Genomic DNA, 16,029 nt, shown 5'->3' with positions numbered 1-16,029 from the left:
GCAGCGACCACGTTCGGTCCGTTGCGTCGACCCGCCGACACTATTCATCAACCCACAGGGGAAATAGCGTGCTCGATAAGTTGCTCCGTCTCGGTGAAGGCCGCATGGTCAAGCGGCTGAAGAAGGTGGCTGACTACGTCAACACCTTGTCCGACGATGTCGAGAAGCTGTCAGACGCCGAACTGCGCGCCAAGACCGACGAGTTCCGCAAGCGGGTCGACGGCGGCGAGGACCTCGACGACCTGCTGCCCGAGGCATTCGCGGTGGCCCGCGAGGCGGCCTGGCGGGTGCTCGGCCAGAAACCCTTCGACGTCCAGCTGATGGGCGGCGCGGCGCTGCACTTCGGCAATGTCGCCGAGATGAAGACCGGCGAGGGCAAGACCCTGACCGCCGTGCTGCCCGCCTACCTGAACGCCCTGTCCGGCAAGGGCGTGCACCTGGTCACCGTCAACGACTACCTGGCCAAACGCGACAGCGAGCAGATGGGCCGTATCCACCGGTTCCTGGGCCTGGAGGTCGGCGTCATCCTGTCCGGCCTGACCCCCGACGAGCGTCGCGTCGCCTACGCCGCCGACATCACCTACGGCACGAACAACGAGTTCGGCTTCGACTACCTGCGCGACAACATGGCCCACTCCGTGCAGGAGATGGTGCAGCGCGGCCACAACTACGGCATCGTCGACGAGGTCGACTCGATCCTCATCGACGAGGCCCGTACCCCGTTGATCATCTCGGGCCCGGCCGACGGCGCCTCGCACTGGTACAGCGAGTTCGCCCGGCTGGCCCCGCTGATGGAGAAGGACGTCCACTACGAGGTGGACCTGCGCAAGCGCACCATCGGCGTGCACGAGCTGGGCGTGGAGTTCGTCGAGGATCAGCTCGGCATCGAGAACCTCTACGAGGCCGCCAACTCGCCGCTGGTCAGCTACCTGAACAACTGCCTCAAGGCCAAGGAACTCTTCCTGCGCGACAAGGACTACATCGTCCGCAACGGGGAGGTCGTCATCGTCGACGAGTTCACCGGACGCGTGCTGGTGGGCCGGCGCTACAACGAGGGCATGCACCAGGCCATCGAGGCCAAGGAGCACGTCGAGATCAAGGCCGAGAACCAGACGCTGGCCACGATCACGCTGCAGAACTACTTCCGGCTCTACGAGAAGCTCGCCGGGATGACCGGTACCGCCCAGACCGAGGCCTCCGAGCTGCACGAGATCTACAAGCTCGGTGTGGTGTCCATCCCCACCAACCGGCCGATGATCCGCCAGGACCAGTCCGACCTGATCTACAAGACCGAGGAAGCCAAGTACATCGCGGTCGTCGACGACGTGGTGGAACGCTACGAGAAGGGCCAGCCGGTCCTGATCGGCACCACCTCGGTGGAGCGGTCGGAGTACCTGTCCCGCCAGTTCGCCAAGCGCAAGGTGCCGCACAACGTCCTCAACGCCAAGTACCACGAGTCCGAGGCCAACATCATCGCCGAGGCCGGGCGGCGCGGCGCCATCACCGTCGCCACCAACATGGCCGGCCGCGGTACCGACATCGTGCTCGGCGGCAACGTCGAGTTCCTCGCCGACCTGCGGCTCAAGGAGCAGGGTCTGGATCCGGTGGCGACGCCGGAAGAGTACGAAACCGCCTGGGAACCGACGGTCAGCAAGATCAAGGCCGAGGCCAAGGCGGAGGCCCAGGAGGTCATCGCCGCCGGCGGTCTGTACGTGCTGGGCACCGAGCGTCACGAGTCCCGGCGTATCGACAACCAGTTGCGCGGCCGCTCCGGCCGCCAGGGCGATCCGGGCGAGTCCCGCTTCTACCTGTCGCTGGGCGATGAATTGATGCGGCGTTTCAACGGCGCGACCCTGGAGACGCTGCTGACCCGGCTGAACCTGCCCGAGGATGTGCCGATCGAGGCAAAGATGGTCACCCGGGCCATCAAGAGCGCGCAGACCCAGGTCGAGCAGCAGAACTTCGAGGTCCGCAAGAACGTCCTGAAGTACGACGAGGTGATGAACCGTCAGCGCACGGTGGTCTACAAAGAGCGCCGGATGATCCTCGAGGGCGAGAACCTGGCGCAGCAGGCCCACGACATGATGGTCGACGTCATCACCGCTTACGTGAACGGTGCGACGGCCGAGGGCTACTCCGAGGACTGGGATCTGGAGAAGCTGTGGGAGGCGCTCAAGACGCTGTACCCGGTCGGTATCGATCACAACGACCTGATCGACTCCGATGCCGTCGGTGAGCCGGGCGAACTGACCCGCGACGAGCTGCTCGACGCGCTGGTCAAGGACGCCGAGCGGGCCTACGCCGCCCGCGAGGAGCAGATCGACGCGATCGGCGGCGACGGTGCGATGCGCCAGCTGGAGCGCAACGTGCTGCTCAATGTGATCGATCGCAAGTGGCGTGAACATCTCTACGAGATGGACTACCTCAAGGAGGGCATCGGCCTGCGCGCGATGGCCCAGCGCGATCCGCTGGTCGAGTACCAGCGCGAGGGCTACGACATGTTCGTCGCGATGCTCGACGGCCTCAAGGAGGAGTCGGTCGGCTTCCTGTTCAACGTCGCGGTCGAGGCCGCGCCGCAGACGGCTCCGGTGGTCGCGCCCATGTCGCAGGGACTGGCCGAGTTCGCCGCCGCTGCAGCGCAGAAGGCCGAAAGCCAGGTGGCCACCAAGGAACGCCCGACGGGCGTGCAGGCCAAGGGCATCGGCGGCAGCGGCAAGCCCGCGCTGACGTACTCCGGTCCTGCCGAGGACGGATCCGCCGAGGTGAAGCGCTCCGGCGGAGCCGCCGCAGCCACCACCGGCGGGACCCGCAAGGAACGCCGCGAGGCGGCGCGCAAGGGCCGCAAGCGCTAGCCGATCTGTAGCGCCACCACCTGCCACCGTCCCGCGACGAGTTCGACGCGGGCGGCGATGGCCCGCACCCGAGGCCCGCGCGTATAGGTGGCGAACACCTCGGCGGCGTTCACCTCCCCGTCCGCCGGCGCACCGACGCTGCGCAGCCGGATCCGGCGCAGCACCGCCGCGCCGCCGGCCTGCGGGACCCGCGCCAGCGTTTGCGCCATGTCGATCAACGACGGTGCCAGCAAGCCGCGCAGCTGGGTCACCGGACGGCGCCGGTCCACCACCTCCAGCACGCGGCGCAGGGTGGCATCGGCGAACATCACCGCCGCGGGCGGCGCCGCAACCTCACCGACAACCGCGGGCAGTCGCGGCTGCCGGGGCGGGCGCGGGCGCAGGGTGGGTGGATGCGGCGCCGGGCGTCCGGCACCGCGCACCGGGGGCTCGCAGTCGATGATCGGCGATGTCACCGCGGAATGCGCGGCGGCGGCTACCTGGCGGATGGGGTTGCTGACATGTGACACGGGCTCTCCAGCGGGCACGGAAACGGACGGGACGGCTGCTGGAGAGGCACAGTCATATTGATGATCGCACGGCTGGACGGGGCTCCCGTGCACCCGTGATGCGCGCAGTGGACGATGGCGGATACGGTGACGGGGAATCCGCACCGGGTGAGGGGAGGACGCTGTCGCGATGGTGACGAGACTGTCGGCATCCGACTCGGCGTTCTACCGCTTGGAGAACAGTTCGACCCCCATGTACGTCGGGTCGCTGTCGATCGTGCGCAAGCCGCGCGGCGGGCTGAGCTACGAGTCGGTGCTGGCCACCGTCGAGCGGCGGTTGCCGCAAATTCCGCGCTACCGGCAGAAGGTTCGCGAGGTCAGCCTGGGGTTGGCCCGTCCGGTCTGGATCGACGACACCGAGTTCGACATCACCTATCACGTCCGGCGCTCGGCGCTGCCCTCGCCGGGAAGCGATGCGCAACTGCATGATCTGATCGCCCGGATCGGCTCCCGGCCGATGGACAAGTCCCGTCCGCTGTGGGAGATGTACATCGTCGAAGGCCTGACCCGCAACCGGATCGCCATCTACACCAAGTCGCATCAGGCACTCGTCAACGGCATGTCGGCACTGGAGATCGGGCACGTCATCGCCGACCGCACCCCGAAGGCGCCGGAGTTCGGTGAGGACATCTGGATCCCCGCGCGCGAACCCAGCGATTCGCAGCTGTTCGTGGCCGCACTCGGGGAGTGGGTCACCCGGCCCACCGCGCAGGCCGCCGCGGTGCGCGCGTCGGTGCAGGAGATGGCCACCAACGCCGGCGCGCTCGTGGACGCCGGGCGCCGCATCGCGGACGTGGCGCGCACGGTGGCCCGCGGCACCGCGCCGAGCAGCCCGCTGAACGCCACGGTGTCCCGCAACCGCCGGTTCACGGTTGCTGCGCACCCGCTGGAGGACTACCGCGCGCTGCGGGCGCGCTACGAGTGCGATGTCAACGATGTGGTGCTGGCGGTGGTGGCCGGCGCGCTGCGCAACTGGCTGCTGTCGCGCGGTGAGCCGGTGACCGCGACCTCGACGGTCCGCGCGATGGCCCCGAACTCGGTGTATCCCGATTCCGAGATCGATTCGGCCGGGCCGGGTCAGGCCATCAGCGAGGTGTCGCCGTTCCTGGTCGATCTGCCGATCGGGGAGGGCAACGCGGTGGTGCGGCTGTCCCAGATCGCGCATGCCACCGAATCGCATTCCACCGCTGCGAGTTTGGTCGACGCCCGCACCATCGTGACGCTGTCCGGATTCGCGCCGCCGACCCTGCACGCCATGGGTATCCGGGTGGCGACCAGTTTCTCGGCCCGCCAGTTCAATTTGCTGATCACCAACGTCCCCGGCGCGCAGAAGCAGATGTACATTGCCGGGACCAAGCTGCTGGAGTCCTACGCGGTACCGCCGCTGCTGACCAACCAGGTGCTGGCGATAGCGGTGACCTCCTACAACGGCATGCTGTACTTCGGTATCAACGCCGATCGGGACGCCATGAGCGACGTGGATGTGTTGCCGGCGTTGTTGCGCGAATCTCTGGACGAATTGCTGGAATCAACGCGCTGACGCCCGGCGCGGAAGTTGACTCGGTCCGCTGATCGCGATGTGATGGATCGACCATGTCTATTAATTCGCCTAGCGAAGAAGCCGGTGTCAAGCCCGAGCTTGACGTCATACCGCACCCGATTCTCGACGTGCCGATCGACGAGGAGGCGCTGGCCAAAGAGGGCCGCCTGGACCTCGTGGTCTTCGGTGTCACGGCGGCCATCGCCGTCGGATTCCTGGTCTGGGGGTTCCTCGACACCGCGTCGCTGGCCTCCGCATCCGGTAACGCCCTTGGGTGGGTGATGTCCAACACCGGGTGGCTGTTCACCCTGATGGCGTCGGCGTTCGTGCTGTTCGTGCTGTGGATCGCGCTCGGTAAGTTCGGCAACATCCCGCTCGGCCGCGACGACGAGGAACCCGAGTTCCGCACGGTGTCCTGGATCGCCATGATGTTCAGCGCCGGTATGGGTATCGGTCTGATGTTCTTCGGTGTCTCCGAACCGCTTTCGCATCTGGTGTCACCCCCGCCGGGTACCGGCGCGGAGGGCAACCCCGAGGCCGTCCAGAAGGCAATGGCCACCACGCTGTACCACTGGACGCTGCACCCGTGGGCGATCTATGCGGTGGTCGGGCTGGCCATCGCCTACGGCGTGTACCGCAAGGGCCGGTTCCAGTTGATCAGCGCGGCGTTCGAGCCGCTGATCGGCGATCGCGCGCACGGCGGCTGGGGCAAGGTCATCGACATGCTGGCGATCTTCGCCACGCTGTTCGGGTCGGCGGCGTCACTGGGCTTGGGCGCGTTGCAGATTCGCAGCGGCCTGCAGATCGTCGGCGGCATCGGCGAGGCCGGCAACGCGGTCCTGATCGGCATCATCGCGGTGCTCACCTGTGCGTTCGTGCTGTCCGCGGTCTCCGGTGTCGCGCGCGGCATCCAGTGGCTGTCCAACTTCAACATGGTGCTGGCCCTGCTGCTGGCAACGTTCGTATTCATCGTCGGGCCAACGGTTTTCATCCTCAACCTGATTCCGACGTCGATCGGCAGCTACTTTCAGGACCTGGCGATGATGTCGGCCCGTACCGGTGCCGAAGGCGCCGAGACGGAGGCCTGGCTGGGTTCGTGGACCGTCTTCTACTGGGCCTGGTGGATCTCCTGGACGCCGTTCGTCGGCATGTTCATCGCGCGGATCTCCCGCGGGCGCACCATCAGGCAGTTCGTGACCGGGGTGCTGTTGGTGCCCAGCCTGGTGTCGCTGGTGTGGTTCTGCGTGTTCGGCGGCGCGGCGATGAAGGCTCAGCAGGAAGGGGCCGACCTGGCCGGTGAGGGCACTGTCGAGGGCCAGCTGTTCGGGTTGCTCGCCGAGTATCCGCTGGCCACCGTCTCGACCGTGGTGGTGATGTTGCTGGTCGCGGTGTTCTTCGTCTCCGGCGCCGACGCCGCGTCCATCGTGATGGGATCGCTGTCCGAACGCGGCACCATCGAGCCCCACAAGAAGACCGTCGTCTTCTGGGGTGTCGCCACCGGTGCCGTCGCCGCGGTCATGCTGCTGGTGGGTGGCTCCGACGCGCTGACCGGGCTGCAGACCATCACCATCGTGGCGGCGCTGCCGTTCGTGCTCGTGATGATCGGGCTGGCGGTGGCGTTGGTGAAGGACCTGCGCCAGGACCCGATGATGGTGCGCCGCCAGTACGCCGCGGCCGCGGTGAACTCGGCGGTGATCGCCGGTGTCACCGCGCACGGTGACGACTTCGTCATCTCGGTGGAGAAGGATCCCGACGCCGACCCGGATGCCGAGGACGCCGAGGCGACCGTGGCTCCGAAGGAGCGCGCCGACGGCTAACCTCGCCTGGTGCGTGTCTACATACCGGCCACCCTGGCGATGCTGGCGCAGTTGGTGGCCGACGGGCTGATCCATGCCCGCAGCGGCACCGCGTTCGCGGTCACCCCGGCGCTGCGCGAGTCCTATGCCGAAGGCGATGACGACGAGCTGGCCGAGGTGGCCCTGCGTGAGGCCGCGCTGGCATCGCTGCGCCTGCTGGCCGCCGAGGGGGAGTCGAGTCTGCCGCCCCGGCGTGCGGTGCTCGTCGTCGATGTCGCCGAGGCGACGGCCCGGCCCGATCTCGACGACGCGGTGGTGCGCCTGGCCGGTCCGGTGCCCGTGGCCGACGTCGTCGCCGCCTATGTGGACAACGCCGCGGCGGAGCCCGCGGTGCTGACCGCCGTCGGGGTGGTCGACGAAGCCGACCTCGGAGACGAGGATGCGGAGCTTGCTGTGGGTGACGCTCAGGACCACGACCTGGCTTGGTACGCCCCGCAGGAGTTGCCATTCCTGCTCGAGCTGCTGTGACGTAAGTCGCATCCAACCTGGGCATAAATTCACTACGCATGCGTAAGTTACGGTACCGTAGGTTGCGTGGCCAAGAGTGAAATAAAGGTCTCGGCGAAAGTTGCCGACACCGTCCGCCCCACCATCGCGGGGGCCGATCGTCACCGCGGTTGGCATGCGCTGCGCACCATCGCCGGCCGCATCACGACGCCGCTGCTGCCGGACGACTACCTCAAGCTCGCCAACCCGCTGTGGTCGGCACGCGAACTGCGTGGCCGGGTCATCGAGGTGCGCCGCGAGACCGAGGACTCGGCGACGCTGGTCATCAAGCCGGGCTGGGGCTTCTCGCTGGACTACGAGCCCGGCCAGTACGTCGGTATCGGCCTGCTGGTCGACGGCCGCTGGCGCTGGCGTTCCTATTCGCTGACCTCGACCCCGCTGCGCGGGGGTCAGGACAAGCGCGGGGCGCGCACCATCACCATCACCGTGAAGGCCATGCCGGAAGGCTTCCTGTCCACCCACCTGGTCGGTGGCGTGGAGCCCGGCACGATCGTGCGGCTGGCCGCACCGCAGGGCAACTTCGTCATGCCCGACCCGGCGCCGGCTTCGGTGCTGTTCCTGACCGCGGGGTCGGGCATCACCCCGGTCATGTCGATGCTGCGCACCCTGCAGCGCCACGACCAGATCACCGACATCGTGCACGTGCACTCCGCGCCCACCGAGGCCGACGTGATGTTCGCCGACGAGCTCAAGCAACTGCACGACGCCCACCCGGGCTACCGGATGGAACTGCGTACCACGCGCACCCAGGGCAGGCTGGATCTGTCCCGCCTGGACGAGGTGGTGCCCGACTGGCGTGACCGCCAGGCCTGGGCGTGCGGCCCGGAGGCCATGCTCAACGACGCCGAGCGGGTCTGGGCCGAGGCGGGTCTGCCCACCCATCTGCACCTGGAGCGTTTCGCGGTCACCCGCGCCGCACCGCACGGCACCGGCGGCACCGTCACCTTCGAGCGCAGCGGCAAGAGCGTGGCGGCCGACGCCGCGACATCGCTGATGGAAGCCGGCGAGGGCGCGGGCATCCAGATGCCGTTCGGCTGCCGGATGGGTATCTGCCAGTCGTGTGTGGTGGGTCTGGTCGAGGGGCACGTGCGGGACCTGCGGACCGGCGTCGAGCACGAACCGGGGACCAGGGTGCAGACCTGCATCTCCGCGGCATCCGGCGACTGCAAGCTGGACGCATAGACTTTACTGGCAGGTAACCTACGGTTGCGTAGGTTACGGTATCGTAGGAACGGAAGGAGGGCCGATAAGTGGCTATTACCGACGTACCGGCGTTCACGCATCTCACCGATGCGGACATCGAAACGCTGGGTGCTGAGCTCGACGCGATCCGTCAGGACATCGAAGATTCGCGGGGCGCCAACGATGCGCGCTACATCCGCCGGACGATCGCGGGTCAGCGTGCGCTGGAGATCGCAGGCCGCCTGCTCCTTGCCGGAAGCTCGAACCGGGCCGCCTGGTGGGCGGGGGCGTCGACCCTGGGCGTGGCCAAGATCATCGAGAACATGGAGATCAGCCACAACGTCATGCACGGTCAGTGGGATTGGATGAACGATCCCGAGATCCACTCCTCGACCTGGGAGTGGGATACCACCGGGGCATCGAAGCACTGGCGTTTCACCCACAACTTCATGCACCACAAGTACACCAACATTCTTGGCATGGACGACGATGTGGGCTACGGCGTCATCCGGGTTACCCGCGACGCGCGGTGGAAGCCGATGAACCTGGGAAACCTGTTCTACAACACCATGCTCGCGGTGCTGTTCGAGTGGGGTATCGGTCTGCAGCACCTGGAGCTCGGCAAGATCTTCATGGGCCGCGACGACCGCAAGGCGACGATGGTCCGGGTCAAAGAGTTCGGTGTGAAGGCCGGCCACCAGGTGGCCAAGGACTACGTGCTGTGGCCCGCGCTGACCTCGCTGTCGCCGGGAGCAACCTACAAGTCCACGTTGAAGGCCAACGTCGTGGCCAACATCATCCGCAACATCTGGACCAACGCGATCATCTTCTGCGGCCATTTCCCGGACGGCGCAGAGAAATTCACCAAGACCGACATGGTCGGCGAAAGCCGCGGCCAGTGGTACCTGCGCCAGATGCTGGGCAGCGCCAACATCAGTGGCGGCCGGGTGCTGGACTTCATGAGCGGCAACCTGTCCTACCAGATCGAGCACCACCTGTTCCCGGACCTGCCGAGCAACCGGTACCGAGACATCTCGATCAAGGTGCGCGCGCTGTGCGACAAGTACGACCTGCCCTACACCACGGGGCCGTTCCTCGTGCAGTACGGCAAGAGTTGGCGCACCATCGCCAAGCTGTCGCTGCCGGACAAGTTCCTCACCGACACCCGCGACAACGCGCCGGAGACCCGCAGCGAGCGGATGTTCGACGAGTTGGAAGGTTTCGGTGTCACCGATCCCGCCACCGGTAAGCGCCGCGGTCTGAAGACCGCGATCGCCACCGTGCGGGGCTGGCGGCAGGGCAAGATCGCCGCATAAATTATCTACCCTTACCGCGAGCGTGCGTGTCTGTTCCAGACATGCCGCTCGCGGTTCGGCGTTTACGCACCCTCGCGATCAATAACCGGCCTCGTTGAGGGTGGCGAGCAGCAGCCGGGCCGCGGCGACACGTCCCGCGGCGGGCCCGGTCAACGTGTCCAGCGCGCATTCCGGATCGGCCGGCGGGCCCAGATGCCCACAGCCGCGCGGACATTCGTCGACGGCCTCGGCCAGATCGGAGAAGGCCTGCACCACGTCATCGGCGCTGACATGGGCCAGGCCGAACGACCGGATGCCCGGCGTGTCGATCACCCAGCCGGATTCCAGCAGCGGTAACGCCACCGACTGGCTCGACGTGTGCTTGCCCTTGCCGACACCGGACACGTCCCCGGTGGCCCGTTCCGCCGCGGGCACAAGACGATTCACCAGGGTGGACTTACCCACCCCGGAATGCCCCAGCAGCACGGTCACTTTCCCGGTCAGCAACGGCGCCACCACGTCGAGCGGGTCGTCGCGCCCGGCCGTCACCACCTGGAGATCCAGGTCGGCGAACTGCGCCGCGAACGGTTCCGGGTCGGCCAGATCGGATTTCGTCAGGCACAGGATCGGTGCCAGCCCACCGGTGTACGCGGCGATCAGCGCTCGCTCCACGAACCCGGTGCGCGGCGGCGGATCGGCCAGCGCCACCACGATCAACAGTTGATCGGCGTTGGCCACCACCACCCGCTCGGCGGGGTCGGTGTCATCGGCGGTGCGGCGCAACACCGTTCGGCGCTCGCCGCGGCGCACGATGCGGGCCAGGGTGTCCGGCTTGCCGGACAGATCACCGACGATGCTCACCTCGTCGCCGACGACGATGGGGGTGCGGCCCAGCTCCCGGGCGCGCATCGCCGTCACATGGCGTTCCGGGTCGCCGCCCAGCGCGCAGCCCCACCGGCCGCGGTCCACGGTGACGACCATCGCCTCGGCCGCGTCGGCATGGTCGGGCCGGGTCTTGGTGCGCGGACGCGACCCCTTGCCCGGGCGGACCCGGACATCGGACTCGTCGTACTCGCGAGATTTCAAATCGTGCCCAGCATGTCGGTCCACATCCCCGGGAAGTCGGGCAGTGTCTTGGACGTCGTCGCGATGTCCTCGACTTCCACACCGGCGACCCGCAGCCCCACGATCGCGCCGGCGGTGGCCATCCGGTGATCGGCGTAGGACCGCCACACCCCGGCGTGCAACGGTGTCGCGGTGATCTGCAGACCGTCCGGCGTCTCCACGCACTGCCCGCCCAGTCCGTTGATCTCGGCGCTCAGCGCCGCCAGCCGATCGGTCTCGTGACCGCGCAGGTGGGCGATACCGCGCAGCGTGGACACCGAACCGGCAGTGGCGAGCGCGGCCAGCGCGGCGACCGCCGGGGCCAGCTCGCCGATATCATGCAGGTCGATGTCGATGCCGCCGTAACTCGGTGCGCCCTGCACCTGCAGGTACGAATCGGTGTGCTCGGCAACGATATTCACCCGGGACAGCAGATCCAGGATCGCCCCTGAGGGCTGGATGCTGTTCGCGGGCCAGCGGCTGATCCGCACGGTGCCCGCGGTGACGGCGGCGGCCGCCAGGAACGGCACCGCGTTGGACAGGTCGGGTTCGATGTCCCAGTGCCGGGCGGCGACAACGCCCGGGGCGACCCGCCAGCGGTTGGGCGTGCTGTCGTCGACGGTGACACCGGCGCTGCGCAGCATCGACACCGTCATCGCCACATGCGGCGCCGACGGCACCGACTCGCCGGTGTGCACGACGCTCAGACCGTCACGGAAGGCGGTCCCGGCCAACAACAGTCCCGAGACGAACTGCGATGACGCCGACGCGTCGATGCGGACCTCACCGCCGGGCACCGAACCGTCACCGCGCACCTCGAACGGCAACCCGTCGCCGTCGATGCGGACCCCGAGGCCGCGCAGCGCGTCGAGCAGCGGGGCGATCGGGCGGGCCCGGGCCTGCTCGTCGCCGTCGAAGACGACGGTGCCGGTGCTCAGCGCGGCGACGGCGGGCAGGAACCGCAGCACGGTGCCGGCCAGCCCGCAGTCGATGCGGGTGCCCGCGGCCGGGGAGATGGCGCCGCCGGCGGTCAACTCGGTGCCGTCACCGGTCACGCTCACCCCGAGCGCCCGGACCGCATCGATCATCAGGTCGGTGTCGCGGCTGCGCAATGCGCCGCTGATGGTGGTCGTCCCCTGGGTGGTGGCCAGCGCGGCCAGCACCAGAGCGCGGTTGGTCAGCGATTTCGACCCGGGTACCGCCACCGTGGCGTTCACGGGTCCGGTCGTCGTGGGTGCCGGCCAGTTGTTCACGGCCTCTATCCTGCCTGGTATGTGTGGGCGATTTGCGGTGACCACCGACCCGGCGTTGTTGGCGGAGAAGATCAAGGCGCTCGACGAGACCGTCGAGGCGGTCAAGGACGGCGGACCCAACTTCAACGTGGCGCCGACCACGACCATCAGCACCGTGGTCAGACGGCACGATCATTCCTCCCCGTCGCTTCGCTCGCCCCAGGGCGAACCCGATGGCGAGGCGACGCGCCGGCTCCGTTCGATGCGCTGGGGCCTGATTCCGCCCTGGGTCAAGACCGGCGAGGACGGCGGCCCCGACACCAAGAAGGGCCCGCTGCTGATCAACGCGCGCTCCGAGACGCTGACCACCTCACCGGCGTTCCGAGGGTCGGCCAAGAGCAAGCGGTGCCTGGTCCCGATGGACGGCTGGTACGAGTGGAAGCCCCACCCCGCCGGGGACGGCAAGAAGGCGTCCAAGACGCCGTTCTACATGTTCGCCGCCGACGGCGAGCCGCTGTTCATGGCGGGGCTGTGGTCCACCTGGCGGCCCAAGGACTCCGACAAGGACGTGCCGCCGCTGGTGAGCTGCACCATCATCACCACCGACTCGGCCGCGCAGCTCTCCGATATCCACGACCGGATGCCACTGACCATCAGCGCGCCGGACTGGGACCGTTGGCTGGATCCCGATGCCCCGATCGACGAGGGCCTGTTGCGCGGGCACGGCGATCTGGACCGCATCGAGATCCGGGAGGTGTCGCGGTTGGTGAACAGCGTCCGCAACAACGGCCCGGAACTGATCGAGGCTGTCGAGCCCGAAGCGGGACTGTTTTGACCCTCGGCCCGGTGGTGCTCGACGCCCTGGGCGCCGATCTGCGGGCGGCCGGTTACACCGTGGACGGTGTCGCCGAACTACTCGGCGCCGACGTGCACGCCGCTCTGGGCCGGGGTGTGTGGTGGCCGGCGTTGCGGGCGACCGCGGCGGACCCGTTGTCGACGCTGGTGCGGCTGTTCCTGCTCGGCGCCGAGGTGCCCCGGGGGCATCTGCACGAGGTCTTCACCCGGGTACCGCTGGACGCGTTGGTGGCCGGTGGCGTGCTGGAGGTGGCCGACGGCACCGTGCGGGCGGCACTGGACATCCGCCCGCATTCCGACGGCGCCCGCGACTTCCTGGTCGTCTCCGATCAGGACGCCGCCCTGCGCGGCGCACCGCTGCGGCGCGACCACGTGCTCGGGATCGGCGGCGCCTCGATGTCGCTGGCCCGCGCCGTCATCCGCACGCCGGTGCGCCGCGCCCTGGATCTGGGCACCGGCTGCGGAATTCAGGCCCTGCACCTGGACGGGCACTGCGACGAGATCGTCGGCACCGATACCAACGAGCGGGCGCTGAAGCTGGCCGCGGCCACCGCACGCCTCAACGGGATGTCCTGGGATCTACGGTCCGGCAGTCTGTTCGAGCCGGTGGCGGGGGAGCGTTTCGACCTCATCGTGTCCAACCCGCCGTTCGTGATCGGCTCCGGTGTCAGCGACTACATCTACCGCGATTCCGGTGTGGCCGGGGACGGTTTGTGTCGCAGTCTGATCGAACAGGTCGGTGACTACCTCAACCCCGGTGGCACGGCTCAGATCATGGCGAACTGGATTGTCCGCGAGGGTGATTGGCGCGACCGTGTGCGGGACTGGCTGGCGGACACCGGCCTGCACGCCTGGGTGGTGCAGCGCGAGCTGGCCGACCCGGTGAGTTACGTGTCGCTGTGGCTGGCCGATGCCGGGGAGAGCCCGGACCAGACGGCCCGGCGCGGCGGTGCCTGGCTGGACTGGTTCGCCGAACAGGGCATCACCGGGATCGGCATGGGCCTGATCTCGCTGCGGAGGCCCCGCGACGGCGAGGCGCCCGAGCAGATCCTCGAAGAGATCACCGGTGCAGACGAACTCGTCACCGGCACCGAGGTGGAGGCCTTCTTCGCCCGCCGCGACTACCTACGCGACACCGGCGACGAGGCCCTGCTGGCGGCACGGTTGTCCACGGCGCCGGTCTTTTTGGAGCAGCAGTCCCTGCCGGGGCCCGAGGGCTGGCAGCAGGTCGGCGCCGCGGTGCGGCGACCGGGTGGGCCCGGCGCGGTGATCGGTGTCGACGAGGTGCTCAGCGCACTGCTGGCGGGCTGCCGCGGGGAAGTGCCGTTGGGCACCCTCATCGCCCTGCTCGCCGCGCACCACGGCGTGGACGCCGACGCGCTCGCCGAGGCGGCGCTGCCCGAGGTCCGCGACGCGATCGGTCGCGGGATCCTTTATCAGGCGCAGTGATCAGCGGCGCCGCGCCGCCACCACCGCATAGGACGCGTCGAAGGTGACTCCGTCGGCGGTGGCGTAACGCTCGAACGCCGCGGTGAACGCCTCGGTCAGTCGCACGCAGGTTTCCTCGTCGGAGCGGGTGAACAGGTCCACGTGCATCGGGGACTCATCGGTGACGAACACGACGGCGTCCTGCACCGAGCCGAATTCCCACGCGTGCTTGCCGTTTTCGATGAAGATCTCGTCGAAATCATCGCTCAGCCGGGTGGTGACGATATCGGGTTCGCCCCACTGGTCGGGGCTGTACTGCGCGGCCGGCGGCGTACCCAGCACATCGATGATCGGGTTGAAGAACGGATTGTCGGTGTCGCGCACCCAGGTGGAGAACCCGAGAAAGCCACCCGGGCGCAGCAGCCGCGCGATCTCGGCGACCTGGCTGACCGGTTCCACGAAGATGATGCCCATGTTGGACACCACCGCATCGAAACCCGCGTCGGGCAACCCGGTGGCCGAAGCGTCCGCGGCGACCCACTGCACCGCGTCGCCGCCGGCCTTGTCGGCGGCGATGGCCAGCAGCTCGGGGGTCAGGTCCACACCGGTCACCTGCGCGCCCGCCGCGACCGCGGCCAGCGCGGCGTTACCGGTACCGCAGGCCAGATCGGCGACGACGGCACCGTCGAGCGGGCGCAACCGGTCCACGGTCTCGATCAGCTGGGCGGAGATGGGCGCGATGCGTTGGGCGACGGCCTCATACCGTCCCGCAGACCAGATTGACACCCGGCCAGCCTATGCCACGATGACGGAGTGGCCGGTCTTTCCGTCGTCGCACCACCGCTGCCGCGGCCGGTGCTGGTCGGCCAGTTCTGGGGTGATCTGACCTTCCTGCATTGGCCGGTACGCCCGGATGCCGTGGCGCACCTGTTTCCGGAGGGGACACGTCCGGACGTCTTCGACGACGGTTTCACCTACGTCGGGCTCATCCCGTTCGTCATGCGCCGCACCGCACTGGGGGACCGGGTGCCGCTGCCGTATTTCGGCGCCTTCGCCGAGACCAACGTCCGGTTGTACTCGGTGGATGACGCCGGGCGGCACGGCGTGCTGTTCCGCTCGCTGGAGACCCAGCGGCTGGCTGTGGTGCCGCTGACGCGGATCGGGCTGGGGGTGCCCTACACATGGGCCAAGATGCGGGTGACCCGCACCGGTGACCGGATCAGCTACGCGAGCGTGCGACGTTGGCCGCGAAGGGGATTGCGCAGCACGCTGAACGTGACCATCGGTGCGCCGCTGCAGCCGACGCCGCTGCAGGTGTGGCTGACCGCGCGGTGGGGTGCGCACACCCGCAAGGCGGGGCGCACCTGGTGGGTGCCCAACGGCCATACCGAGTGGCCGCTGTACGAGGCCGAGATCGACCATCTGCGTGACGATCTGGTCGTTGCGAGCGGTGCCGGGCCGGCCGGTGCCCGACTGCCGGCGATGTTCTCACCCGGGGTGGCGGCCCGGTTCGGTAAGCCCGTGCCGGTGCGCTAGTGTCCTGAGTCATTAATTCGGGTGCAGTAGTTGGCGATGCTGGCCAGGATTTGGTCGGCGGTTTTGGTCCAGACGTAGGGCTTGGGGTTGTCGT

Annotated in this window: 13 protein-coding genes; 9 read left to right on the top strand and 4 right to left on the bottom strand. The window is 68.3% G+C overall.

From position 1 onward, the window contains the following. Window positions 1–68: 68 nt before the first annotated feature. The gene (secA, locus tag ASE48_RS11255; protein WP_057167172.1) at window positions 69–2,852 is read left to right on the top strand and encodes a preprotein translocase subunit SecA; all 2,784 of its coding nucleotides are present in this window, start codon (window positions 69–71) and stop codon (window positions 2,850–2,852) included. Here the strand turns inward: secA and ASE48_RS11250 are convergent. Further along, entirely contained in the window at window positions 2,849–3,361 is a 513-nt protein-coding gene (locus ASE48_RS11250) for an Rv3235 family protein (protein WP_057167171.1), read from the bottom strand. The genes secA and ASE48_RS11250 overlap by 4 nt on opposite strands. Before the next feature lie 169 nt (window positions 3,362–3,530). Between ASE48_RS11250 and ASE48_RS11245 the strand changes: the two genes are divergently transcribed. The 5 genes from ASE48_RS11245 (at window position 3,531) to ASE48_RS11225 (ending at window position 9,801) form a co-directional block, all read left to right on the top strand. Next, window positions 3,531–4,940 (top strand): WS/DGAT/MGAT family O-acyltransferase, encoded by a 1,410-nt coding sequence (locus ASE48_RS11245; RefSeq protein ID WP_057167170.1) that lies wholly within the window; start codon window positions 3,531–3,533, stop codon window positions 4,938–4,940. 53 nt (window positions 4,941–4,993) lie between these two features. After that, window positions 4,994–6,757 (top strand): BCCT family transporter, encoded by a 1,764-nt coding sequence (locus tag ASE48_RS11240; RefSeq protein WP_057167169.1) that lies wholly within the window; start codon window positions 4,994–4,996, stop codon window positions 6,755–6,757. Between the two features lie 6 nt (window positions 6,758–6,763). Then, a complete protein-coding gene (locus tag ASE48_RS11235; RefSeq protein ID WP_200962131.1) occupies window positions 6,764–7,264 on the top strand; it encodes a DUF6912 family protein in 501 nt (166 codons plus the stop codon). Window positions 7,265–7,330: 66 nt separating this feature from the next. Then, entirely contained in the window at window positions 7,331–8,485 is a 1,155-nt protein-coding gene (locus tag ASE48_RS11230) for a ferredoxin reductase (RefSeq protein WP_057167167.1), read from the top strand. 68 nt (window positions 8,486–8,553) lie between these two features. Further along, window positions 8,554–9,801, top strand: a complete 1,248-nt coding sequence (locus ASE48_RS11225; protein WP_057167166.1) for a fatty acid desaturase family protein — start codon at window positions 8,554–8,556, stop codon at window positions 9,799–9,801. Window positions 9,802–9,879: 78 nt separating this feature from the next. Here ASE48_RS11225 and rsgA read toward each other — a convergent pair whose 3' ends face one another. Both rsgA and aroA read right to left on the bottom strand, forming a co-directional pair. After that, complete coding sequence (gene rsgA / locus ASE48_RS11220; RefSeq protein WP_057167165.1) at window positions 9,880–10,866, bottom strand: ribosome small subunit-dependent GTPase A; 987 nt, start codon at window positions 10,864–10,866, stop codon at window positions 9,880–9,882. Then, on the bottom strand, window positions 10,863–12,146 hold the full coding sequence (gene aroA / locus ASE48_RS11215) for a 3-phosphoshikimate 1-carboxyvinyltransferase (protein WP_057167254.1): 1,284 nt from the start codon (window positions 12,144–12,146) through the stop codon (window positions 10,863–10,865). The genes rsgA and aroA overlap by 4 nt, the downstream gene beginning before the upstream one ends. Window positions 12,147–12,156: 10 nt before the next feature. Between aroA and ASE48_RS11210 the strand changes: the two genes are divergently transcribed. Next, window positions 12,157–12,951 carry an SOS response-associated peptidase gene (locus ASE48_RS11210; protein WP_057167253.1) on the top strand — a complete coding sequence of 265 codons (795 nt, stop codon included), beginning with the start codon at window positions 12,157–12,159 and terminating at the stop codon, window positions 12,949–12,951. 11 nt (window positions 12,952–12,962) lie between these two features. Next, window positions 12,963–14,420, top strand: a complete 1,458-nt coding sequence (locus ASE48_RS11205) for a N5-glutamine methyltransferase family protein (RefSeq protein ID WP_235571056.1) — start codon at window positions 12,963–12,965, stop codon at window positions 14,418–14,420. On the opposite strand, the gene ASE48_RS11200 is transcribed toward ASE48_RS11205, so the two are convergent. Beyond that, window positions 14,421–15,185 carry a class I SAM-dependent methyltransferase gene (locus ASE48_RS11200; RefSeq protein ID WP_057167163.1) on the bottom strand — a complete coding sequence of 255 codons (765 nt, stop codon included), beginning with the start codon at window positions 15,183–15,185 and terminating at the stop codon, window positions 14,421–14,423. It abuts the gene before it with no gap. Window positions 15,186–15,212: 27 nt separating this feature from the next. Between ASE48_RS11200 and ASE48_RS11195 the strand changes: the two genes are divergently transcribed. Next, window positions 15,213–15,935, top strand: a complete 723-nt coding sequence (locus tag ASE48_RS11195; protein WP_057167162.1) for a YqjF family protein — start codon at window positions 15,213–15,215, stop codon at window positions 15,933–15,935. Window positions 15,936–16,029: the final 94 nt, after the last annotated feature.

The organism is Mycobacterium sp. Root265, assembly GCF_001428895.1.
In the GTDB taxonomy this organism is placed as follows: Bacteria; Actinomycetota; Actinomycetes; order Mycobacteriales; family Mycobacteriaceae; genus Mycobacterium.
Note: the sequence above shows the minus strand (reverse complement) of the source record. Positions and strands in the feature narration are given on the sequence as shown.

Bases quoted from the DNA above. Each gene is read 5' to 3' on its own strand.
- ASE48_RS11210 (WP_057167253.1), top strand. From the start codon at position 12,157: ATGTGTGGGCGATTTGCGGTGACCACCGACCCGGCGTTGTTGGCGGAG.
- ASE48_RS11245 (WP_057167170.1), top strand. From the start codon at position 3,531: ATGGTGACGAGACTGTCGGCATCCGACTCGGCGTTCTACCGCTTGGAG.
- ASE48_RS11240 (WP_057167169.1), top strand. From the start codon at position 4,994: ATGTCTATTAATTCGCCTAGCGAAGAAGCCGGTGTCAAGCCCGAGCTT.